The organism is Pandoraea pulmonicola (assembly GCF_000815105.2).
Lineage (GTDB): Bacteria > Pseudomonadota > Gammaproteobacteria > Burkholderiales > Burkholderiaceae > Pandoraea > Pandoraea pulmonicola.
The window spans coordinates 5,388,496-5,410,304 of the sequence record NZ_CP010310.2; the positions used below are offsets into that span (position 1 = coordinate 5,388,496).

The window sequence follows — 21,809 nt, forward strand, 5'->3', positions numbered from 1 at the left end:
CTCTCGGAAATTTCTATCGTGTGAAGCCATGGGTCAAGTTTCCAGCACCGGAGCCATCTGCTCCCAGCCGCGAGTGACTGCGTCGACGTCGGCGCTGCAGCCTACTGCGTTGGCTACCAATGTGCGCGCGGTACGTCAGGCCGATGGGAGGGCCGACGTGCCGTCGAGCTCGGCCCAACGACCGCAATCGCTCGCAACGCTGGCAATCACCTCGGGCAATGGATCGGAAAAGCGTTCATCACCACAGGATGCAGGCAGCGGAAAGGATGCTGTTTTCATGCCGCCGCGCCCGGCCAAAATCCCTCGACAAGAGACTGGCGCGTCGGGCGGGAGAGCGCAGATCACCGACGCCATGTTGCAGACGTGGAAGACCCTCGGCAAAGCAGGAATTGATGCCGAAGGTGGACTCGACGGTCTGGCCCGACGGGCCAATGTCCTGACTGGGACACTGAGGATGTACCTTCATGCCGATGGCAGTCTGACCCAGCGCGGCGAGGACCGGCTCAACCCGGACAAAAGAGCGACGATCACCGACACCATGTTGCAGGCGTGGAAAGACCTCGGCAAAGCGGGACTCGAGGCCGAGGGTGGGCTCGACGGTCTGGCCAGGCAGCACAATGTCTCGACCGGGGCACTGAAAAATTACCTTCGGGCAGACGGCAGCCTGACCCAGCTCGGCGAAGACCGGCTCAACCGGGGCAGGAAAGCGAGGATCACTAACGCCATGCTGCAGACGTGGAAGACGCTCGGTAAAGCGGGGCTCGAGGCCGAGGGGGGACTCGACGGTCTGGCCAGACGGGACAAGGTCGCGATTGCGGCACTGAAACACTACATTCTTGCAGACGGCCGACTGACCCAAGTCGGCGAAGACCGGCTCAACCCGAGCGGGAAAGCGAAGATCACCGACGCCATGCTGCAGGTGTGGAAGGACCGCGGCAAAGCAGAGCTCGAGGCCGCGGGTGGGCTCGACGGTCTGGCCAGGCAGCACAACGTCCCGGCTGGGGCGCTGAGAAATTATCTTCGTGCCAACGGCAGCCTGACCCAGCGCGGCGAGGACCGGCTCAATCTGCGCCGAAAAGCGAAGATCACCGACGCCATGCTGCAGACGTGGAAAGACCACGGCAAAGCGGAGATCGAGGCCGCGGGTGGGATCGACGGTCTGGCCAGGCAGCACAAGGTCCCAGCTACGGCATTGAGAAAATACCTTCATGCAGACGGCAGCCTGACCCAGTTCGGCGAAGACCGGCTCGACCCGCACAGGAAAGCGAGGATCACCGACGCGGTGCTGCAGACGTGGAAAGACCTCGGCAAAGCGGGGATTGATGCCGCGGGTGGGCTCGACGGTCTGGCCAGGCAGCACAATGTCCCGGCTACGGCATTGAGAAAATACCTTCATGCAGACGGTCGCCTGACCCAACTCGGCGAAGACCGGCTCAACTCACACAGGAAAGCGAAGATCACCGACGCCATGCTGCAGACGTGGAAAGACCTCGGCAAAGCGGGGATTGAAGCCGCGGGTGGGCTCAACGGTCTGGCCAGCCAGCACAATGTCCCGGCTATGGCCCTGAAAAATTACCTTCGCGCAGACGGCCGCCTGAGCCAACGCGGCGAAGACCGGCTCAACTCGCTCGGAAAAACAAAGATCACCGACGTCATGCTGCAAAGGTGGAAAGACCTCGGCAAGGCGGGGGTCGAGGCCGCGGGTGGGCTCGACGGTGTGGCCAGGCGGGACAAGGTCCCGGTTGCGGCATTGACCAATTACCTTCGTGCCGACGGCACCCTGACCCCGATCGGCGAGAACCGGCTCCGCAAGGCTGACGCACAGCCAACATGAACGACAATGTTCCGAGCTATTTAAAAGTCAGGATACCTAACAATATTGTTCACCTGCCCCCCGCGCTGGCGAGTACCGACTCGTCAGCGTACGAGTGTCACTTACATGGCGAGCGTCTTTTGACACCCGCCGCACCACATCCACTGGTGACGACAATGCAGATTGCCAAGTACCAAAATTATGGCTTTGAGCCAAGCCAGTACCGTATCGATAGCCTCCGTTCACTTGAAGACTACGATCTGACGGCCCCGGAGGAGCGGGAACACTTCCGCAGGAGGTTCTCCCATATGGGGTGCTGGGAGAAAATCAAGGATTGCGTCAGGGGCGAGGGAAAAAAGCAGGTCCTGCATGACCTGTCCACGGCGGCCATCGCTGCAAAGTTGCTGGAGATGGGGGAATATCGGCCGAGTCATTCTGGAGAACCGAACGAGCCCGGTTTTCTGGTCCCGCCAGAGGAAGCGGCAGTTTGCGCACGATTGCTAAGGAACCTGACAGAGGACGCACGGTGGGAGGCGCTTGATCGGCCAATATTGCTGGGAGACGAGTGTGCGCTGGCTCTCAAGCTCAGATTCGGCGACAGCGAATTTCTGAAACTTCCGATAGTGGCGGAGTGCTTCAAGGGCGGCGAGGGCGGGCTGACGGGAAATGAGATCCGCCGTGTGTTCGAGGCCCGCATCGGAAACCAGTCACTCATCGAGAAAGCGACTCAGACGGTACTTCAAGCCGGGATCGATCAGGAGATCGAGAGGGATAACGGGCCAACTGGCAATACCATTGGCAATACGCATCGGGAGCAATACTGGTTGGACTTCGGCCGGGCAGGCGATGTCCAGTTTGTCCTCGCCGATGGAAGCCGGGTCCAGGCCAAGGATCATCTCCCACAGCCCAGGGACTTGGATGCTGTCATGGCAAAGGGTGACGGAGCAACCAATGCCGCGGCTTTACTCATCGACCAAGGCTATCCGACGCTGCTGACTTCCAAACTTGTCCAGTGGCAAGCCTCCCTGCGGGAGATCGATGACTTCTGCAAAAAGTTCCTGACGGAAGGCGAGGTGGACCACGTATCGTCAGGTGCGAGAATTACATGGCAAATCCCCACTGAGTTTCACCAAACCCGGACGGTGCGCGGCACATTTGAAACAAGAAGCCACACCGAGGAATACAACGTGACGATCAGGGCCGACCTGCGATTCTCGCGAGATTTCTATAAGCAAATCTTGAACGGTAGTGCCATGGATCTCCGTCGGCTTGGCGTGGAGCGCGCGACCATAACGCGTCTGGTCATGGCCGAAGCGGAATGACAGGCTCATCGAGATAGTGCCCGCGTCGAGCGGGTTTGACCGCGCCTTGATGGGGGTTGAAAACCGCCCCTGATGCCTGACGGACGACATGGGGCAGCCCCCGTGAGCTTCCACCACATAACACGTCCTCGCGACTCCGGCGCAAACGGGCACAGCTTTCAGCGTGATGCCGTCCCGATGCCCGTTTTTTTATAGCCATCCATGCGGTTCATCGTCCAGCATGCAGCTATCCAACCGGCGATGCCTGTACGGCAACCCGTCGCGCAAACCAAGCCGACTACAGACAACGTGAGAACAGTGCCAGCGTGTCCTGCTTCACGCAGAACCGTTGGGAGTCCCCGGGGGCGATGCCCTCCTCCATTACCATTTCATTCATGATACTGATCACGCCCACTGGATCATCCTCGCTGGCCGCGATGGCTCGGCTGTTGTGCGCGCCGTTCCGCTCGCCCCGGCAAGTCGATGAAGTGAAAGGGTTGGTGCTCGAGTACGCGGGCCAGCGCAACGACCCGGATCATGAACGGCGCTGCACGGCGTTATTGGCCGCGCTTGCGTGGGTCCATCGCCAGTTCAGCCGGACGGGCGGTGCCGACATCGAGTCGGTGTACCGGGACTTGGCGCGGCATCTGGCGCGCTCATGCCATGAAGGCATGGACGTCGAGGCATTGGCCGACGTTCTCGCAAGCGTTTGCTCGGAAAATTCGCCTGGTGGCCAGCCCACCAATCGCTCTCCGACGTATGTTCAGCTCGCCAGTGACGTACTTGCTACGCTGAAGACTGGCGTGAAAGCGGACCAATTCCTGAGCGAACTGAGCGGGAGCTTATCCGGGCAGCGCGAGGGACAAGACAGCGGCATCGATGAGCTCTACCGGTGTGCAGTATGCGCATGGGCGGCAATCGTGCCGCCGGATGGGGCTGAGAGTATGGGTCGAGCCATCGCGAGAGACAGAATTCTCAACCTGGAGGATGGAAAACTGGATTTGGAGCGCCTGGGTTTATGCAGCCTGCCGGATTTGCCCAAGGGCCTCATGGCGCTTAACGCTCGATTCAACGACCTGACCCAACTACCGGAATTGCCCGCGGAACTCACTGTGCTTAGCGTGAGCGGCAACCCGTTGCCTCAACTCCCGACCTTGCCCAAGGGCCTTACAGCGCTTGATGCAGTCGGCGGCCATTTGACTTGCCTGCCGGAACTACCAGCAGGCCTCAGGACACTTGAGGTAAGCAACAACTATCTAACCTATCTGCCGGAATTACCAACGAGCCTCACGAGGCTTATCGTGAACATGAACGAGTTGCGCCAACTCCCGACATTGCCCCCGGGGCTTGTGTGGCTTAGTGTGAAAGACAACCAACTGCGGCGGCTCCCGGCCCTGCCCGCCTCTCTCACGAATCTCGACGCGTATATCAATCGGTTGACCCAGTTGCCGCCAAGCGTTTTCAACATGCCTCACCATGGTCGGGTATCTGTTGAAGGCAATCCATTGTCGCCCGCCTTCCTGCAACAATTGCTCGCCGCCACATCTGCGCCTGGGTATAGCGGGCCTCAGATCCACTTCTCCATGGAGGCTCCCGATGTGGCCGATACGGAGGCACGTCCGCTCCACGAGGCGGTTCGGGTCTGGTTGAACAACAACGAGCGCGCACGCACGAGCCAATGGCAAGCGCACGGCAAGGAAGCAAACGCCGCGGAGTTCTCGCGTTTTCTGGACCGTTTGGAAGCGTCCGTCAACTACAGTCCTGAATTCAGGACGACGGTGGCCGAATGGTTGGCCAAGCTCGGTCAGGATGCCGAACTTCGCCGACTGACTTTCCAGGTTGCCCGAGGGGCCACCGAGACCTGCGAGGATCGCGTTGCGTTGACGTATAACAACCTCAGGAAACTCAGTCATGAGCACGCCGTCAGCCGTGGCGATTATGACGACAGACTCGGTGAGATCGTCGAGCGCGGGCGCGGGGCATTTCGCCTGGACGCACTGGAAAAGATTGCTCGCAAGAAAGCCCAGACGTTGTGGCTGGTCGACGAAATCGAAGTCTATCTGGCCTATCAGGTCCAACTGCGCGACCGGCTGCACTTACCCACCGACATCGCAAACATGCGCTTCTTCGATGTCTCGGGGGTGAATGCGCAGGATCTGGAGGATGCCGAGCGGGAGGTTCTTGCTCGGGAGCAGGCGGAATTCCCGCAGTACTTCCTGACCGAATGGGCGCCTTGGCAGCAGGTGCTGGCGCGGTTGGACCCTGAGGGAACGAAGCGTGCGCGTCAACAAATGCACGATATGCTCCCGGACTACGATCGGGAAGTGACTGCGCGGCTGAACCGCATCAACCTGTCCGGCGATATTGGGGCGCGGGCGGAACTCGGGCTCGAAATCATCAAGCCCCGGCAGTTGGCGGTCTATAAAGAGCTCACGCAAGAGCTCTTGCGCAAGCGGGGTGAAGAGGCACTGATGAAGCGGATTATGGGGACTGGCAACCAAAGACAGTCGTTTTTTCGATGACCGAGGACAAGTTGGCGAGTGTCAAGAACCGCGAAGACTCTTTCGCGTCCTTCGCCAAAAGGAACGATTCTTGAAAGATTTTTGTGGGCCGTATCAAACATACTTCGCTGCATTGCTCATTCGCATTCGCCCGCCTAGTCAGTTCTTACCCCTATTCGCCAGCAATGGCGCAAAAATCGTAAGCACGTGCCGAGATGAACCTCCCGACCTCTACTCACCCCAGCGGACCCCATACCTCGTCGACGCAGTTTCCGATCGGTGAGACTTCTCCCGGCACCCACCGCGCGAATGGCAGCGGGAGTGGCATGGCCGCCAACATTCGTGCCATTTTTTTGCACGTGGGCCAATCGCTCGCGAGTAAGCTCGGCCAGGCTCGCGATTTTGTGCAGAGCGCGCCCTCCAGCTTCATGCACGCCGTCAGGTCGGTTTTTGTGGGGAGCACCACCTCGGCTGGTCAGCCCCAGGACACATCGCCGGTCGCGGAAGCATGGACTGCTATCTCATTGGAGACGCAAACGCCAGGGGATGCACCTGGGCGCGTCGTTGTCGAGCATGGGACCGCACCGTCATCCCTGGAGTTGACAGCGGCGCTGCACAACGTCATCAAGGATCTGGAGTCCGGATTTTTCTTCCGTCAGCCAAGACTGGTCAGCGATGCAGTGGAATGTCTGAGGCCACTTGCCACCAAGCGCGAATTGACGCGCCTGGATCTGATGGATCTCATCGACGCTACATACACCTTGCGGAACTTTCCGCAAAAAGATCGGTTTACCGCCGCACAGCACGCCAGCATCGAGCGCCTGGAACGTGCCACCCATCTGTTCGTGGGACCGACCTCCGGGTTGCGCACCAGCCTGAGTAGTTTGAGCGCCAGGTTGGAGGCCAAGCAAAGTGTGCCGGACTTCGCCGCTTACCTGCGGGCGCATCATCCCGCCATGATCGATCGTGACCCGATATCGGGAGCTGATCGGCTAACTGAGACGGGGATGAGAGACTATGAGGGTGTCAAACGGGCATTCAATAGCGTGACGAAGCGCCCTCACGTGATTCGCCCTGTCGAGCCCAATATGGACGAGCACGAAAAGGACGTCGCGAAACTCATAGGAGGCGAATACTTCCGATATCAGAATGCCATTCGAGGGACGGACGATCAGCTCGGCACCAAAAAATTGCTGATCGAATATTCCCAGATCGTGGAGAGTCTCGCGCGAGCCAACCCGGAGCGGGTGAGTCGCGAGCGCTATGCAACGGTCTTTCCGGGGGGCGTTACACATCCGGATCAGTTGGTCGCGGGGCACGAGTACACTGAGCCAGGTATCGTCTTTGTCGGCGGCGAGCGACCTAACGATAAAGGTTATCGGATGATCATCTCCCTGGCGAAGGGCATCCCAGTCGATGCGCGGGCACTTTACGGTCACAGCCGTGGTGACAGAGACAAAATGCAGTGGCTTACGCTACCCGGCGCAAAGTTCCGGTTCGACGGCCTTGAGGGAGGCAGGTCGGAGAGGTACACGACTTACTACTTCACTCAGATTGAGCGCTGAATGACGGCCACTATTCGCGTGGGAATGGGTCGGTAAAACTGTCGCGCTGGGATGGATTGGGAAGGCGTTAGTGTTTTTGGGAAATCGAAGGGGTTACGTTTTAATCGCGTAACCCCTTGTTTTATTGGGTGTGGCGGTAGGACTCGAGCCTGCTATCTGGTGATTTAAAAAACCGAAATATCCTTTCGAATCAATGCCGCGCTAGGATTTTCGTTCCACATTTCGGCGGATGACGCCTACTACCAGCCGAGCTGGTCGAAAGTCGATTGTGGAACGGAATTTCCATGCCTCATCCCGGCGTACGCCGCCAACATTTTCGTGTCACGGCGTTACGTTCCGAGTGTTCACGCATCGGAGAAGTTATTCGGAGTTTGCTGAAGCTCAAGGCTCGATACTGCTGCGATGATGGACTTGGCCAACCTACCGGCCGATTCCAACAACATCAAAGGAGACCTTGATGAGCACTTCAAACGGTTAAAATGGCAAGGGCTGTGGCGCCGGCGGAGACGATGGACTCGCCCTCCCAACGTCATTGGTGCGTGGAGGGCATGTCGTTTGGTTTTACAAGCACAGGAAATTCCTTGGGTTCGAGTGGGATGAGTCGGCGAAGGAGTTAAGGAAAGCGCCTGTCACCGATCCCGAAAACGGGACCTATCCGTGATTTCGTGGGCGGGGCATATCATGAGGGGTAAAAGCCATGGATATGCCGATGAAGAAGAAAAGACAAACCGTAGCGCGTCAGGCAGCGGCCCGAGGGCCGCTGCCTGAACTTCCCGAGGAACTGCTGGACCAGTTGGTCAAGGGGCCGATGACGCCGACCGAGGTCCAGGATCTGATGCTGGCGTTCAACAAGGCGATCATCGAACGCGCAATGGGCGCCGAGATGAATCTGCATCTAGGCTACCCGTCGGGCCAGTCCAAGCCGGCCGGGCAAGCCAACGAACGCAACGGTGCCAGCGGCAAGACGGTAATCACTGATCGCGGTCCAGTTCGAGTCGAAGTCCCCCGCGATCGTGACGGCAGCTTCGAACCAATCCTGATCCCAAAGCATGAGCGCCACTTCACTGGCTTCGACGAACGCATCATTGCGATGTACGCGCGCGGCATGAGCGTGCGCGAGATTCAAGGGTTTCTGGCCGAGCACTACGGCACCGAGGTGTCGCCCGACTTCATCAGTTCGGTCACCGACGAGGTGATGGCCGAGGCGCTGAGCTGGCAGAATCGCCCACTCGAGGCGATGTATCCGGTCGTGTTCTTCGACGCGCTGAGGGTCAAGATCCGCGACGACGGCGTGGTCAGCAACAAGGCCGTCTATCTGGCCTTGGGCATTCAGGCCGACGGCCAGCGTGACGTGCTGGGCCTCTGGATCGAGCAAACCGAGGGCGCCAAGTTCTGGCTCAAGGTGTTCAACGAACTGAAGATGCGCGGTTGCCAGGACATCCTGATCGCCGTGGTCGATGGTTTGAAGGGGCTCACCGAGGCGATCGGCGCGGCCTATCCCAAGACGACTGTCCAGACCTGCATCGTGCACCTGATCCGCAACAGCCTCGAATACGCCAGCTACAAGGATCGTAAGGTGCTCGCCGCCGCGCTACGCCCGATCTACGCCGCCGCCAGCGAAGAGGCAGCAAGGCAAGCGCTGCAAGACTTCGCCGATGGACCTTGGGGCGCAAAGTACCCGACGATCGTGCAGTCGTGGCAACGCGCGTGGGAGCACGTCGTGCCGTTCTGCGTGTTTCCGCCGGAGATTCGACGGGTCGTGTACACCACGAACGCCATAGAAAGTTTAAACATGCAGTTGCGCAAGATCATCAAGACCCGCGGTCACTTCCCGAATGACGAGGCCGCAGTCAAACTGCTCTGGCTGGCGCTGCGCAACGTACTGGCCAAGACCGTGCGGTCCGCCTTCGACTGGAAATCAGCAATGAACCAGTTTGCTATCCTGTTCGGTGAACGATTCACGCAGGCGCGCGGATAACCCGCTGTTCAACCGCCTCGCCCACAAAAGTGCGGACAGGTTCCGAAAACGCGATCTATTTCGACACCCGCGCGCATGCGGTGTTTAGCGCGAACTGTGATGTCCATTAACGTGTGCTTTACGGTGGTGGTTCTCCCGGAAAGCCCCATCGAGACCGATTCCTCACCTCACGAAATACCTTCTGAAAATATTACTCACAGGGCGAATTGAAAGACTACATCGAGCAAACTCTACAGCGTGATGTGTTCATGTGTGCGATTCGCAGACATCGTTTCACTTTTTTTCAGGCAGTTTCTTTGGCATGTCGGAACCCGTGGCGCCCGTGGGGAACACCGGTTCCGACACGCGCCGATGATGTTCGCCGAGGATTTTGTTGACCCGCCATTCGCGGTGCCGAATTCGCTCTTTCCGCTCGTCGTACGCACTTTCCACCTCCTCCGCGAGAGGCGTGATTTCACCGAGCTCCGCAATACGGTCCACAGGAGTCTTTCCACCGAGTAAGCCGTGTGGCCGACGCCAGTTCTAGTCGAACTGCCACTCTTCGATTCGCGAGGTGATTGCCTGCTCTGTCGGGGCATGGTGGAACCGGAACTCGTTCGGGTCAGTAAGCTGCGAGCGTTCAACCTTGCCATTGAGGTGCGGCGAGCGTAGTGGGATTGGCCGGAATTTGATGCATTCGTTCATCAGGCGCTGTTGCACGGATTCGGCGAAAACTCACCGCCGCGATCGGTCTGGATACGTTGAATCGGAAACGGCATCTCCTCGATGACACGATTAAGAAATAACAGCGTATTTCGGGCATTTCTGCAGGGGTAGACGGCCAGCGCACGAAGGCGTGAACAGTCGTCGATAGCCGTGTACTGGTAGATGCTCCGCGGAATCTTCATCGTGTCCATCTGGACGCGGTCTCCGGGAACCGGACGACTGTAGCGCCTCGGCTGTGCCGGCCTCCTGGGACGAACCAACGGCTTCACTGACGCTTCGCACAGAGCCTTGTGAATAGTCGCGAGAGATAGTTCTCTTTGCTTGTGCAGACGCAATTCATTCCGAATCCGTCGCGCTCCCTTGTGCTCAGCCCGCAGGCGAAGAATCGTTGCTCAATCGGCGCCAGAAACCTTTCGATTCGGGCTGGTCAGAGGACGACGGCCTTGAGACTGAAGGCTCGCTTCGCCAGCCTCTTGATAGCGACGCGCCCATTTTCGAAGTGTTAGCCAGGATACGCCGCACCGTGCGCACACAGGACCGGCACTGCCGGTCTTTTGATACATGCGCACCCAACGTAATCGCGCTGCAATCTCCCGATCCATCTCCCCAGTTTAGTTGAAACTATGTCTATGAATCACACAGTTCATGGTCGGGCCGGGGACCGCCTTCGTTTTTACCAACACTGAAGCAGAGCAGCGCTTCAGCGCCGGCCGCTACCGACACAAGGGCCTCGCTCAGCGACTCTTAGTCACTCGCGCACCTAAACCGGCGAAGGTACTCGATCCAGTAATCGAGTATTTCGACTCCATACGGCTCACCTACGGCTTTGCGTCAGTCGAACTTACACGAAATATCCGGCGCGGGATTGCGCCGGAGCTCGATCAACATGCTGCGTGCGAACACAGACCACGGGGTGCATTTGTGTGCAATCGTGGCGGTGCAGCTTGCGATTTCCTTGTCGAAGACGAAGACATGCGCGACGTCGTCGAATAGATTATTGCCAATCTACCGTTCGACCGACTCTATTTCTACGGGCCCGATAGATCCATTCACGTAAGCTACGCGCCCGAGCCCGCACGGCTGTCATACCAAATGGTTTCGACGCTTGAAGGGCAGTCAATGCCACGCCTATTTTTGTTGAAAGTCTAACGCTCATTCCAATTCCTTGACCCTGCGCGGCAAATTGACATGCTCACCCCTAACCTCAATCCAACGCGCTCGCAATTCAGCCGCAGGTGGCGTCTTGGCACCACACATGTACAGCAGTAGGTCGCGGCACAAGACACGGTGTTTCGGATCCATCGTATTGCGATAAGACCAAATCGTCCCAGCAAACGGCGCTTGATCCAGTCTTCGCGGCAAGAGTGCTAGCCAATCCCACCAATTTCCTTCCTTCTCTTTTTTGAGGCGCATGGCCACTTCCGTCATCAAGGCGAGCCCCATAGGTCGGAAGTAGACACTCCCCCCCGCGGGAGACCTATATCGTTGGCAAACTTCTTTTAGGTCGCTCGCGTTGAAATACTCAGCCAACGCCGGCTCAACGACAGACAGTCTTTCGAAATATTTGGTCGCTAGTTTGTAGTACCTTTCGATTTCTGCATCGGGCGGCCGGTTGTATTCGAGGTCTTTCTTTTTTGCGCCACTTGCTTCGAGGAACAGCTCACGCAGTACGTCATAAAGATTTCCAATCGTCGTCAGCGCAACACTATCTTCGCTGCCCAGATTGTTGGTGTGGTGCAGGGCGATACGAGGCGATTGGAACCAGGCATGATCCTCGACCATGCGACGCGCCGCAATAGACATCACATCGTTCTCGTCGAGCGCGATACGCTCCATCTTCGATACTGGAATCGCAGTCTTGTTTAAGGTCGTAAAAAGTCGCCGCGTACGTTCCCTCCTATCAACCCGATGGGCAATGAACAACACGGACACAAGGTCAGAGATTGCAGTTGACTTGGCTCCTGCAACCTCTTCTGGCGGTGACTCCATGAGTCGCTTCATCCCCGCGAGACGGTGCTGCCCATCAACTGCGAAAAGCTCTTCGCTTCCGCTCAGTTCAAGAATCCCCAGTGACTCTGCTGCGCTACCGAGGTTCGGACTACCTTCTCGCCCCTCCTGCAAAGCCAACGGAACCCACTCAGGCGTTCCGCCGTAAAGGGCAATCACGAGTGAATTGAAGAAGCGCTCGGGCTCCTTCCTCAAATAGTCCGCGATCTCATCCGCACGGCCGCCTTTCAGCGAGCGCTGAATCCAAGCGGAGAGCTCTTTGTTGTTGTGAAGCTCGTTCCCAAACGATACGCGTCGAGCCAGTTCAGGAAGCGAAACGACAGCGCTGTAGTAGGTCCAATCACCAAACGTGCCGCGCAATGCCGGCAGGGCAAGTGCCTGATTTGACTTGGTGGCAACTCTAGAAGGCATGGCGAGGACTCATGTAGGAGGCGGGATACGTTCTGTCAGTAAACGGAGGCCTGAAGGCACCCAATAGTTGAGTTTCTAGATTCTCCAGATCCGCCTTGCGAGTCGGCAACGACGCATAGAAAAAATCTAGATCACCATCCCATGCGTTAAGCATGTAGAAGATAGCGGGACGATTGGGAACTCGCTTATCACGCAAATACTGGCCAAACCGACTCTTCAAGGTCGCCGCGCTTGATCCGTCTCCCGCCTGCCCGATATACAGTACCCAGCCATGCGGTGGTAACCCACCAAAAGGAACTCTCACCACAAAGGCGTAGAGGCCAGGCTCATTCGGCACCCCCCTTTTTGCTGCCGCTGAGAACTTGACCGACTTCCATGTGAGCCGCGGAACGATATCCGCCCGGTGGAACTCTGAAGGCGAAATCACGAACGTCGCGCGATGCGTCTGAGTTTCGATGAGAGACGCACCCACCGGATCTTTCCTAAGATCGTCTACCCAGCTCATAAGTCGCTTTGCGGTCTCCCCGTGTATTAATTGTTTTTCTTAACGCAGCCAAGAGACGCCCATACGTGCTTTACGTTGCGGCGTCTCACCGACTAGAACGCCTTCACCTTGATGGGCTTCGAATCCTTGACCGTCATGAACACGCCGGTCGGAAGTGCCGCAAAACTTACCTTGCCGCGAAACATGTTCTGCAGTACTTGGTTACTCGCCGCGTTCGTCTTGAAACATAGTGGAAGACCAATGTTTTCAAGGTGATCGTCGCCTGCGCCGTCATAGTCGTCTGGGCTCTGCGAAGCGAGCGCCACCATCAGACCCTTTGACCGGTGCAGCCGAATGTTGTCTGACAGCGCCTTGTGTCGCGAAGCGAGCAAATGGCGAGCTTCATCAACCGCGAGCACTGAACGAACGGCCCGATGGCCGTTCGCGTCCTGCGGCGCTTCGGCCGTACGCTTAAGGAAGTTGTTCAGCGTATCGAGAAGCATATAGGCGGCAAGATTCTTTTGCGTGTCGTGCGCACCCGCGAACGTGATAATCCAGCTCTGAGCAAAGAATGCCGCTGGTGGCATTTCCGGCCGGAAGATGGTGCGCTCGGTTAAATCGCTGATTGTGGAAATGACGCTGTCGGTCTTGAGGCCCCGATCCTGATAAAAGTCCCGTAGCGTCTGACCAACGTCCTCAAGGCTAATTTCTTTGCGCAATGAGAAGAGCGGACGGAGTGCATCTTTTATGGCCTCCAACTGCACCGCCCCGGCTTTGCTTTGCATTACCTTCGCAAACGAATCGCGGAAGCCCATGATCGCATCGGAGGCTGCAAGGTCAGACTCGTCCGAACCAAAAAACATGTCGAGCGGGATCGGCTCATCAGGCACACGCACGACGCGCGCACCGATAGCCTTAATGAAATCATGGCGATTGGCGAGGTCGCCTTTACCAAGATCAAGCAAGATCACCGGTGCACCGCTCTGCTTCCGCACCTGGGCGATCATTTCCAGCATCGTGCGGGTTTTGCCCGAACCGGCCTGGCCCATAACCGCCACATGCGGAGAATACCCGACGCCATTAACCGTCCATCGGAACGGTTCGTCAGAGTCCACTGTCCTGCCAAGGTCGACAATTATGGGGGAGGGGTCTCGGTTTAATCCTTCCCACTGCGTGCCAGAGCCGACCATCGTTGGCGTCGGACTTACCCCCCCGCTTTCCGGAAGATTCGCTCGCCGCCGGACAAGCACGTCGACGAACTTGTTGTAGTCTTCTCCCGCCTCCTCCCAATCTTCAAACAGCAACGCGATGCCACGATTCCAGTGCCTTTTGACCAAGTCCTGTAGCGTCGATAGGGTCATCTCGGCACGAGGGTCAGTCCGGCGCAGGTGCGTAAACAACAAACCGACCCAGAGTGGGAGTTCGTCCACGCCGAACAGCACATCTCCTTTAATCGACTTCCCCGCCCCGTCCAGGCTACCGGTCGGATATGTTCCTTCCGAGAGTGAGCGCCCAATAGCAAGCCGCGCAACGCGGTTCCTCGCTTGAAGCCCGAGATTTGAGCGTAGCTGCTCCGTGCGCTTGTCCGCGTCCGCTGATGTCTGAAAACCCGCGAGAAGCACCTGTTCCAAGGTGACCGCATTCATTGCGTCAGATCCATAAAGTACTCATTCTCGATAGCCGTGGTGCGACCAACGCCACTGCCAATTTCCGCGTGCTGTAGCAAATACGTCATACCGACGTTGGGCTCCATCGCTGCGTAGGTGTCACGGTCAATTTCCTTATCCTGCGACAACAGAATTACTTGTCGCTTCTTATCCGAAACCCAATATTTGAGAATGTTCGCTCGATGTGAGCTGTCCAGACGGCCCAGAGGGGTGTCAACAACCAGTGGCGCATCGATACCAGAAATATCAGCCAGGCCCGCGAGCAACGCAGTAGCAAACACTTGATTTTCTCCGGCTGATTTGTCGAACGGTATCTCTTCGCCTTCCTTGCTTAGGATTGTCGTCTTTCCCGATTCGTCGATGTGAATGCGATGCACGTGCTTCTTGTGGGCAAGCTTTTTATATACGCCAGTCATAGCGTCAGCAAGCTGCTCCACCTTCAGCGCGTACAGCTGAGGGATCAGTTCATTAATAAGGTTGCAAACGCGTTCGGCCCGACCGACCATGGACTTGACCGGATTCGCCTGGACAAACTTCTCGTGCTCACGGGCGTAGAGAGCACGCTCTTGATCAATGGTGCCCTTGAGGCCCGACATCAGGCGCTCAACATCCCCCAATTCCCTTTGGCGCTGATCTAGTGTTGCATTTACCGCTGTCAATTCCCCATTCAGCTTCGCAAGCGACCCGTCACGGTCCACACCCTCAATCTTGGTGTAGCGATTGACCAATTCGCGAATCTTCTTTTGTAGAGATTCACGTTTCGCTACGAGGCCAAGTACATCCTGCGCCCCCATGCGAAGGCCGTTCATAGCATGAAGCAGCGCTGTGCGCTTTGGCCCGAGGTAATCGTGCACCACGATCTCGGCACAGCCCGCCGGCATCGGGTAGAACAAGCTTTCCCATGCCGCATTTAAACGGGCCTGCAATGCAGCCTCTTGCTCTGCAGTCAGCTCCGGGGACATTGACGGTTCGGTGGTGGCGTAGAACGTCCCAATGAACTTCGCCTTCTCTGGCTCCAAGCTCCGCTTTCGGGCGTCCCAGCTATCGCGCGCAATTTCCTCCTGCACCTGCTTCGAAAGTCCCTCCATCAGATCACGAGCCACTAAATGGAAAGGAAGCTTGCTTGCAACCAAATCGTCCAGCGCATCCTCCGTCACTTTGAGCTCGGTTTCAGCGTCCGCTTGTTGCTTCACAACGTCCGATACGCTGGCCACATCGCCCGCGCCGGCACCAAGTTGCATCATCCTATTGGTCAAATCGCTGCGCTGCGTTTGCAAGCTCTTAACCGACTCATCGAGAGTTTGATGCTTGCGCTCCGCCTCCTCGTATTCCCGTTCGTGTTGCGATAAGGTTTCGAATAGCTCACGGTGCTTCTGCTCGTCCATGACCGAGATGCCGGTCGATCGATTTGTCTGGAACTCCTCCAACCGCTTCTTCAACTTGCGCAGCAAAACAACGCCTAACAGCCCCTCGATACCGGTGCGAATTTGATCCCCACGACTCTGGTCTGCGAGTTTCTTAACTTCCTCTCCGTCGAAGAAGAAAAAGGGCGCGACATGTGCGGGTATGAATCTCTGGTCCAGCAGCTCAGGAAGACGATCTGAGGCGAGAGCCCGGCCCCGAATTCCATCACGGACTTCATAGATAACAACCTCGTCCTCGCCCGTCCAATCGCCCGACCGGCTGAAGAACCACTTGCGAGTTACTTCAAATCCCTCAGCCTTAGACTGGTTGATTTGAATCTTCACCCACATGGAGTCGCGCCCGGTGCGAATCGCCGTGCCGTGTAATGCGCGCTCGACGAACTTCCGATACCCTACGTCGTCCTTCAGGCCGGCGCGACCTAGATGCTCTACGGCTTCTTTACCAAAGAGACCGAGATAGAGAGCCTCCAGCACCGAGGTCTTCCCATATCCATTCATGCCACCTATGAGCACAATGTTCCTGCCCGCGCGCGGCTGAGGGAACTCAAATAACTGATGCTGGTAGCTCTTAAAGTTAAACAGTTCGATCTTTGCAATCCACATGTCGTCGTTTTTTTAGTCCATGCGGCTAAGGGTTTCTTCGATACGCGGGTATACGTTGCGTGCCCGCTCCTCACCCGAACGCTCTCGTTGGATGCCTACCAGATCTTCAAGCACATCCATCGGCACGCCATGCTTTATGCATAACTGCTCTAGGACTGCTCGGGCGTCAGCATCCGACCACAGTGGCAAATCGCCAAGAAAAATGTCGCTCATTATTTTCCCCCTCGGTGTTTAGCCGGCCGACTTATTTCTTCGGCCCAAATCGCCTGAATTCGTTCGATTTCATCTGTGGATATCAGTGTATCGCCGTACTCAGCTTGCGTTTCAAGCAACCTATCCAAGATCATCTTCCGTGCCTGAATCGTGAAAGGACCCGGTACGTGCTGAATCTGTTCGCCACGCGGATTAAAACGAATCTCCCCGTTGCGTCGCTCGACCGAGCGGTACCGCGGATCATTGCGGATGTCTCTGAGCCATTGCCGGAATTCAATGAGCGCAGAAAAGTGATGGTTGCCGGAATCCACAAAGCCTTGAAGACTCTTGTCCTTCTCAACCACAGTGCATGTCCAGCACCCGAAGCGACTGTTGGCGGTCCCGCATCCAGGAGCCTCGTCCTTGCTCAGAACCACGGGGCACTCGCCGCCTTCAGCGTCTCTATAGAGCTGAATCAAGTCACGGTGAGTTCCGCCCCAAGGCGGTTCACGCCCGCCAAGTACTTCCCACACATCGTCGATCGTCAGATGCACGATCGGCCGATAGATAAAAGCACCTGGCAGTTCCGAATGCGGCGTCAGGTTGGAGTCGGCTAGATTCTGGAATTTGTTGATCGAATTGCGTCGGCTATCGCTCTCGTCAAGTCGCACGCCCAACGCAACGATCGCGGCTCCATGCGCCGAAACATGTTCAAGGATGTAACGGCTAGTCGGTTGAATCTTAAGCCGATCAGTACACCAGCGCATAGTTTGATTAGGGCTCGGATAGCCTTTGCCGATAAGCAACGTCCAGAATGTCTTGTCAGAAGCTGGTCGTGTCGTGACCACGGTTACAGGCAAACGGAGGCTGTCCGCCATTTCTCGAATCGCCGTTTGCACTTTCGCGAGATGTGCTATGACGAGCGGGCTTTCCACCAGCGTATCGTTTGAGACAATGTGTACATGTCGCTTTCGCCGCGACGGCGGGACCTGCAGTAGCGCCTCGAAAATCGCCTGTGCCACGACAGTTGAGTCTTTGCCTCCGGAAAACCCAATAATCCACGGGTAGTCCTGGACATCGGACAAGTATTCCGCCCGCACAGAAGCGACAACGTCCTCCCAGACGGACTGCGTGTCGCGCAGGGCGACCGGCTCAGCTCGAGCGGAAGGTCCAGCAGTGGTTTGTTCTATTAACATTTATAATTCTTGCCCTAGGCGGTTCGAGAGTCACGGAGAGCCTACTGGCCGGTCCGCTCGAAAGTGATCTTGAGACGCGCGCCTACGGCGTCTGCGAATTTCGTGAGCGTTCTGGTCGATGGAATTGTTCGCCCCGCCTCCAAGCGAGCGATGTTGCTCTGTGTTGTGCGCATACGCCTGGCAACCTCTTCCTGTGTCAACCCTGCGCGGTCTCGAGCGCTGACGATGGCTTCCGCTAATACACGCCCCGCATCCGGCGATGCATCCGTACTTGCATCCTGCGAGACTTCCGCCGACTCTGAGGCCACATTACTCCGACGTGTCATACAACGCCTTTTGCGGATCTTTCGGTGAACATGTAGGTTACTAATGACCAATAGACGCAGATCCAGCCGCAAAGAGCGGGAGATTGATCAGTATGTCTAATGCATCGGTTACTCTTGCCGCACATATCTTAACATCATATCGAAATTGATATGTAATGTCTCATCAATCGCATCATTCTTGAGTTGGCCTGACCGCTTGCATGATGTCGCGGTGGAGAACTAGCCCCAAAAGACAGGCTTGAAATCTCCTGCTACCTTCGCTCTCGGTCAACTCAGCGCTGCCGCGCTGTGATCGATCTACACCTGTATATGACTTGGCGGAGGCGGAAGTGAGCCACGTGTTCTCCACGACCCCCTGCACATCAAATATTTTAACCATATATCACCTCATTGGACTTGCCCCCTCGGTGTGTTCAAGGCAGCGTCGTCCTGGATCCTCATGAGGTAATACATGACTCTCTCTTCCATTTGTCCCCGTTGCAAATCCACTGACGTCGCCACTCTCAACTATGCCCGTAAGGCAGGCGGCGCCGTGGGAGCCGCCGCCGGTACTGCAGATAGCGCGGCAGCAGGACTCGAACCCGCCACCTGGCGATTACAAAGCCTTTGCAAAAATCCTAAAAATCAAAGAATTAGGTACTTTTCCGCGTTTCCAAAACCATTCGGAATAGCGGTCAGAAGGCCTTATACCACCGCGCATCTGATCCCGGTCCTTACATTGGCGGGAAATGACTGAAGATGACCAATCTCGTCGAAATGCAGGCGCAGATTGATTGCACAATCGCCACTCTTAGTTGTCGCGACATCAGGAACACGGAACGCTGGCTACATGATGGTAGAGCGAGACCAAGTAGGCCTTCGAGAATAAATGAAGATCGAGTCTCGACTTACTCTAGCCAACCGAAGACACCACCTTGAACGGAGTGCAATTGTGAAGAAAGAAATATCGTTCAGGTTTGTGACGGGCGCCGCGACGTTGTGTGTCTTTGATCTGGAGTGCTTAAAACATCGACTCAACGAGGACGCTGACTAGTGGTCAGTTCACGCGACGAGCTCAGTGAGGCGAATGCCTGCAACGTGGCGTTCGTGGGACTGTATGCTGATGGCGATTACGTTGTTTCCCTTGTACCTTGTAGATGAAATACCAATCTTCGACGCAGAGATTTCGATCAAAGTGCCATCGGGAAAGATCTTCATAGGGGGCCGGAGAGGAAGTCACTTCGGCTGGGCTCTAGCCAGAGTGCCTTCGCGGCATATTTCACTACATTCCTGCCGGAAATTATGCATTGAAAATGCGACGGTCCGACGCCAATAGTGAAATCCAAATTGCGATTTCCACCAGCGGATTGGGAAAAATGCATTTTCGAGTTCGGTCCAGATTTAGCCGACGTCAACCTTACGTATGCCTTCCGCCGAACGGAATTGGAAACGCGAAGGGGCTACGTGAAAACCACGTAACCCCTTGATTTATTTGGTGCCGGCTGCAGGACTCGAACCCGCCACCTGATGATTACAAATCAACTGCTCTACCAGATGAGCTAAGCCGGCGAAGTCGCACATTGTAACCGATTCGTCGGTCACTGCGGTAATCTGAAAGTGCAAAATCGTCCGTCCCAGCGGACCGTCGAGGCCGCGATCGCTCACCGCCTCGACTCGTCCGCCGTCGCGGATTATTACTTCACGACCTTCAGGCGAGCGCGTCCGGCATTTCCGCCAGCCGCACCACCACCAGGACGCGTGGGATCCGAATCGTCATCGTCGGACGCCTGCACCGGCGGCGCAGCTTCAAGCACCGCACCATCGTCCGCAGACGCCTGCTTGTCGACCGGGAATGCCATCCCCTGGCCATTCTCGCGGGCATAAATCGCCAGCACATTCGGCACCTGCACTTCCACCTTCTGTGAGATGCCGCCGAAACGAGCACTGAACTCGATCCAGTCGTTGCCCATCTGCAGTCCGCTCGTGGCATCGAAGCTGATGTTCAGCACGATCTCGCCATCTTTCACAAACTCGCGCGGCACCCGCGTCTTGGCATCGACATGCACGGCCAGATACGGTGTGTAACCGTTGTCGGTACACCACTCGTACAGCGCGCGCAAAAGGTAAGGCTTGGTAGACGTTTCAGGCATATGACCAACTCGCCCCGTCGCGAAATCCACCCATCACACTCGACAGGCCGACCTCGCCAACAGGCAATCAACGCATTAGCGACGCATGACCTTTTCGGACGGCGTCAGCGCTTCAATGTACGCCGGACGGCTGAAAATCCGCTCGGCATACTTCATCAACGGCGCAGCATTCTTCGACAACTCAATGCCGTAATGATCCAAACGCCACAGCAACGGCGCAATCGCCACGTCGAGCATCGAGAATTCCTCGCCCAACATGTACTTGTTCTTCATGAAAATCGGCGCAAGCTGCGTCAGACGATCACGAATCGACAGTCGAGCCTTCTCGTGCAACTTCTCAGCCGCCTTGCCCTTGTCGTTCTCGAGCGTGCTCACGTGCACGAACAACTCTTTCTCGAAATTGAACAGGAACAGGCGCGCGCGAGCACGCTGCACCGGATCCGCCGGCATCAACTGCGGATGCGGAAACCGCTCGTCGATGTACTCGTTGATGATGTTCGATTCGTACAGAATCAAATCGCGTTCGACAAGGATCGGCACCTGACCGTACGGGTTCATCACCGCAATGTCTTCCGGCTTGTTGAACAGGTCGACGTCACGGATTTCGAAATCCATGCCTTTTTCAAACAAAACCAGCCGGCAACGCTGGGAGAAGGGGCACGTAGTGCCCGAGTACAAAACCATCATAGCGCGTCTTCCTTAAAAACCAACGGGGCCGGGGCGGGAAATCGACGCTTCCCATACCCTGGCCCCGTCGTACAGACGTTATTTTACTTCACGTCCTTCCAATAGGCCGCATTCAGGCGCCAGGCAAGCACCGTAAAGAGTCCCAAGAACAACAAAACCCAGACACCCAACTGCCGACGCGTACGCTGCGCCGGTTCCGACATCCAATCCAGATAAGATACCAGATCGGCCACGGCAGAATCGAATTCCACCGGTTTCATCGTCCCCTGCGTGATCTGCACGAACTGCGCCGGACCATGCTCCGCACCCTCCACATGCTTCAACCCACGCTGCCCCTGCAACTGCCAGAACGGGTTCGGCATGCCCACATTCGGAAACGCCAGATTGTTCCAGCCAGTCGGACGCGCATCGTCTCGATAGAAGGTACGCAGGTAGGTGTAAAGCCAGTCCGTGCCGCGCGCGCGCGCCTCCACCGACAAATCCGGCGGCGCCGAGCCGAACCACGACTTGGCGTCCGCCACACGCATGGCAACGGTCATCGTGTCGCCGATCTTGTCGGTCGTGAACAACAGATTGTTCTTGATCTCCGCTTCCGACAAACCCAGATCCTTGAGCCGCGAATACCGCATCGAGGCCGCCGAATGGCAGTTCAGGCAGTAGTTCACGAACAGCTTAGCGCCCCGCTGCAGCGACGCCAGATCGTCGATCCGGTTCGGCGCCGTGTCCAGCGCCACCCCCTCTTCAGCCATGGCCGGCGCTGCGAAACCACTGAGGAGCGCCAGGATGAGCAACAGTTTTTTCATCTTGATATCCCTAGTCG

At 57.0% G+C, this 21,809-nt stretch carries 17 protein-coding genes, 1 tRNA gene and 1 pseudogene; 6 read left to right on the top strand and 13 right to left on the bottom strand.

Annotation, left to right across the window (positions count from 1 at the left end; translation table 11 throughout):
• Positions 1 to 135: 135 nt before the first annotated feature.
• The gene (locus tag RO07_RS26210; RefSeq protein ID WP_157118226.1) at positions 136 to 279 is read right to left on the bottom strand and encodes a hypothetical protein; all 144 of its coding nucleotides are present in this window, start codon (positions 277 to 279) and stop codon (positions 136 to 138) included.
• On the opposite strand from RO07_RS26210, the gene RO07_RS23220 reads away from it, so the two are divergent.
• The 5 genes from RO07_RS23220 (at position 278) to RO07_RS23240 (ending at position 9,158) form a co-directional block, all read left to right on the top strand.
• Positions 278 to 1,834, top strand: a complete 1,557-nt coding sequence (locus tag RO07_RS23220) for a hypothetical protein (RefSeq protein ID WP_039406203.1) — start codon at positions 278 to 280, stop codon at positions 1,832 to 1,834. The genes RO07_RS26210 and RO07_RS23220 overlap by 2 nt on opposite strands.
• Positions 1,831 to 3,135 (top strand): hypothetical protein, encoded by a 1,305-nt coding sequence (locus RO07_RS23225; RefSeq protein ID WP_147284588.1) that lies wholly within the window; start codon positions 1,831 to 1,833, stop codon positions 3,133 to 3,135. The genes RO07_RS23220 and RO07_RS23225 overlap by 4 nt, the downstream gene beginning before the upstream one ends.
• 374 nt (positions 3,136 to 3,509) lie before the next feature.
• A complete protein-coding gene (locus RO07_RS23230) occupies positions 3,510 to 5,636 on the top strand; it encodes an NEL-type E3 ubiquitin ligase domain-containing protein (protein ID WP_160118094.1) in 2,127 nt (708 codons plus the stop codon).
• A gap of 305 nt (positions 5,637 to 5,941) precedes the next feature.
• Positions 5,942 to 7,180 (top strand): hypothetical protein, encoded by a 1,239-nt coding sequence (locus RO07_RS23235; RefSeq protein WP_039406206.1) that lies wholly within the window; start codon positions 5,942 to 5,944, stop codon positions 7,178 to 7,180.
• Between the two features lie 703 nt (positions 7,181 to 7,883).
• A complete protein-coding gene (locus RO07_RS23240; RefSeq protein WP_418303694.1) occupies positions 7,884 to 9,158 on the top strand; it encodes an IS256 family transposase in 1,275 nt (424 codons plus the stop codon).
• Between the two features lie 273 nt (positions 9,159 to 9,431).
• Here RO07_RS23240 and RO07_RS25605 read toward each other — a convergent pair.
• The 8 genes and pseudogenes from RO07_RS25605 to RO07_RS26825 all read right to left on the bottom strand — a co-directional run bounded on the left by RO07_RS25605 (position 9,432) and on the right by RO07_RS26825 (position 18,173).
• A pseudogene (locus tag RO07_RS25605) lies at positions 9,432 to 10,465 on the bottom strand (IS481 family transposase).
• Between the two features lie 550 nt (positions 10,466 to 11,015).
• Positions 11,016 to 12,281: a DGQHR domain-containing protein gene (locus RO07_RS23250; protein WP_039406208.1), complete on the bottom strand. Its 1,266-nt coding sequence runs from the start codon at positions 12,279 to 12,281 to the stop codon at positions 11,016 to 11,018.
• Complete coding sequence (locus RO07_RS26215) at positions 12,271 to 12,786, bottom strand: hypothetical protein (RefSeq protein ID WP_147284587.1); 516 nt, start codon at positions 12,784 to 12,786, stop codon at positions 12,271 to 12,273. The genes RO07_RS23250 and RO07_RS26215 overlap by 11 nt, the downstream gene beginning before the upstream one ends.
• A 92-nt stretch (positions 12,787 to 12,878) precedes the next feature.
• A complete protein-coding gene (locus RO07_RS23255; protein ID WP_039406209.1) occupies positions 12,879 to 14,411 on the bottom strand; it encodes a DndE family protein in 1,533 nt (510 codons plus the stop codon).
• Positions 14,408 to 16,459 carry a DNA sulfur modification protein DndD gene (gene dndD, locus RO07_RS23260; protein WP_039406210.1) on the bottom strand — a complete coding sequence of 684 codons (2,052 nt, stop codon included), beginning with the start codon at positions 16,457 to 16,459 and terminating at the stop codon, positions 14,408 to 14,410. Before dndD ends, RO07_RS23255 begins: the two co-directional genes overlap by 4 nt.
• 12 nt (positions 16,460 to 16,471) lie before the next feature.
• Positions 16,472 to 16,672, bottom strand: a complete 201-nt coding sequence (locus tag RO07_RS23265; RefSeq protein WP_039406211.1) for a DNA modification system-associated small protein — start codon at positions 16,670 to 16,672, stop codon at positions 16,472 to 16,474.
• On the bottom strand, positions 16,672 to 17,847 hold the full coding sequence (dndC, locus tag RO07_RS23270; RefSeq protein ID WP_084072776.1) for a DNA phosphorothioation system sulfurtransferase DndC: 1,176 nt from the start codon (positions 17,845 to 17,847) through the stop codon (positions 16,672 to 16,674). Before dndC ends, RO07_RS23265 begins: the two co-directional genes overlap by 1 nt.
• A 41-nt stretch (positions 17,848 to 17,888) precedes the next feature.
• A complete protein-coding gene (locus tag RO07_RS26825) occupies positions 17,889 to 18,173 on the bottom strand; it encodes a helix-turn-helix domain-containing protein (RefSeq protein ID WP_072637138.1) in 285 nt (94 codons plus the stop codon).
• 868 nt (positions 18,174 to 19,041) lie between these two features.
• Here RO07_RS26825 and RO07_RS26970 point away from each other — a divergent pair.
• A complete protein-coding gene (locus RO07_RS26970; protein WP_418303695.1) occupies positions 19,042 to 19,206 on the top strand; it encodes a DUF6386 family protein in 165 nt (54 codons plus the stop codon).
• A gap of 439 nt (positions 19,207 to 19,645) precedes the next feature.
• Here the strand turns inward: RO07_RS26970 and RO07_RS23280 are convergent.
• The 4 genes from RO07_RS23280 to RO07_RS23295 all read right to left on the bottom strand — a co-directional run bounded on the left by RO07_RS23280 (position 19,646) and on the right by RO07_RS23295 (position 21,792).
• Positions 19,646 to 19,721, bottom strand: a tRNA-Thr gene (locus tag RO07_RS23280).
• A gap of 125 nt (positions 19,722 to 19,846) precedes the next feature.
• On the bottom strand, positions 19,847 to 20,302 hold the full coding sequence (locus RO07_RS23285) for a ClpXP protease specificity-enhancing factor (protein WP_039406212.1): 456 nt from the start codon (positions 20,300 to 20,302) through the stop codon (positions 19,847 to 19,849).
• Between the two features lie 75 nt (positions 20,303 to 20,377).
• The gene (locus RO07_RS23290; protein ID WP_039406214.1) at positions 20,378 to 20,989 is read right to left on the bottom strand and encodes a glutathione S-transferase N-terminal domain-containing protein; all 612 of its coding nucleotides are present in this window, start codon (positions 20,987 to 20,989) and stop codon (positions 20,378 to 20,380) included.
• An 83-nt stretch (positions 20,990 to 21,072) separates the two neighbouring features.
• Positions 21,073 to 21,792, bottom strand: coding sequence for a cytochrome c1 (locus RO07_RS23295; protein WP_039406215.1), 720 nt, complete (start codon positions 21,790 to 21,792; stop codon positions 21,073 to 21,075).
• Positions 21,793 to 21,809: the final 17 nt, after the last annotated feature.

What these genes read in the sequence shown, in the direction of transcription:
- RO07_RS23295 (WP_039406215.1), bottom strand. Translation starts at nt 21,792, where the DNA reads ATGAAAAAACTGTTGCTCATCCTGGCGCTCCTCAGTGGTTTCGCAGCG.
- RO07_RS23230 (WP_160118094.1), top strand. Translation starts at nt 3,510, where the DNA reads ATGATACTGATCACGCCCACTGGATCATCCTCGCTGGCCGCGATGGCT.
- RO07_RS26210 (WP_157118226.1), bottom strand. Translation starts at nt 279, where the DNA reads ATGAAAACAGCATCCTTTCCGCTGCCTGCATCCTGTGGTGATGAACGC.
- RO07_RS26825 (WP_072637138.1), bottom strand. Translation starts at nt 18,173, where the DNA reads ATGACACGTCGGAGTAATGTGGCCTCAGAGTCGGCGGAAGTCTCGCAG.
- RO07_RS26215 (WP_147284587.1), bottom strand. Translation starts at nt 12,786, where the DNA reads ATGAGCTGGGTAGACGATCTTAGGAAAGATCCGGTGGGTGCGTCTCTC.
- RO07_RS23285 (WP_039406212.1), bottom strand. Translation starts at nt 20,302, where the DNA reads ATGCCTGAAACGTCTACCAAGCCTTACCTTTTGCGCGCGCTGTACGAG.
- dndD (WP_039406210.1), bottom strand. Translation starts at nt 16,459, where the DNA reads ATGTGGATTGCAAAGATCGAACTGTTTAACTTTAAGAGCTACCAGCAT.
- RO07_RS23220 (WP_039406203.1), top strand. Translation starts at nt 278, where the DNA reads ATGCCGCCGCGCCCGGCCAAAATCCCTCGACAAGAGACTGGCGCGTCG.
- RO07_RS23240 (WP_418303694.1), top strand. Translation starts at nt 7,884, where the DNA reads ATGCCGATGAAGAAGAAAAGACAAACCGTAGCGCGTCAGGCAGCGGCC.
- RO07_RS23255 (WP_039406209.1), bottom strand. Translation starts at nt 14,411, where the DNA reads ATGAATGCGGTCACCTTGGAACAGGTGCTTCTCGCGGGTTTTCAGACA.
- RO07_RS23250 (WP_039406208.1), bottom strand. Translation starts at nt 12,281, where the DNA reads ATGCCTTCTAGAGTTGCCACCAAGTCAAATCAGGCACTTGCCCTGCCG.
- RO07_RS23290 (WP_039406214.1), bottom strand. Translation starts at nt 20,989, where the DNA reads ATGATGGTTTTGTACTCGGGCACTACGTGCCCCTTCTCCCAGCGTTGC.
- RO07_RS23265 (WP_039406211.1), bottom strand. Translation starts at nt 16,672, where the DNA reads ATGAGCGACATTTTTCTTGGCGATTTGCCACTGTGGTCGGATGCTGAC.
- RO07_RS23225 (WP_147284588.1), top strand. Translation starts at nt 1,831, where the DNA reads ATGAACGACAATGTTCCGAGCTATTTAAAAGTCAGGATACCTAACAAT.
- RO07_RS23235 (WP_039406206.1), top strand. Translation starts at nt 5,942, where the DNA reads ATGGCCGCCAACATTCGTGCCATTTTTTTGCACGTGGGCCAATCGCTC.
- dndC (WP_084072776.1), bottom strand. Translation starts at nt 17,847, where the DNA reads ATGTTAATAGAACAAACCACTGCTGGACCTTCCGCTCGAGCTGAGCCG.
- RO07_RS26970 (WP_418303695.1), top strand. Translation starts at nt 19,042, where the DNA reads ATGAAGATCGAGTCTCGACTTACTCTAGCCAACCGAAGACACCACCTT.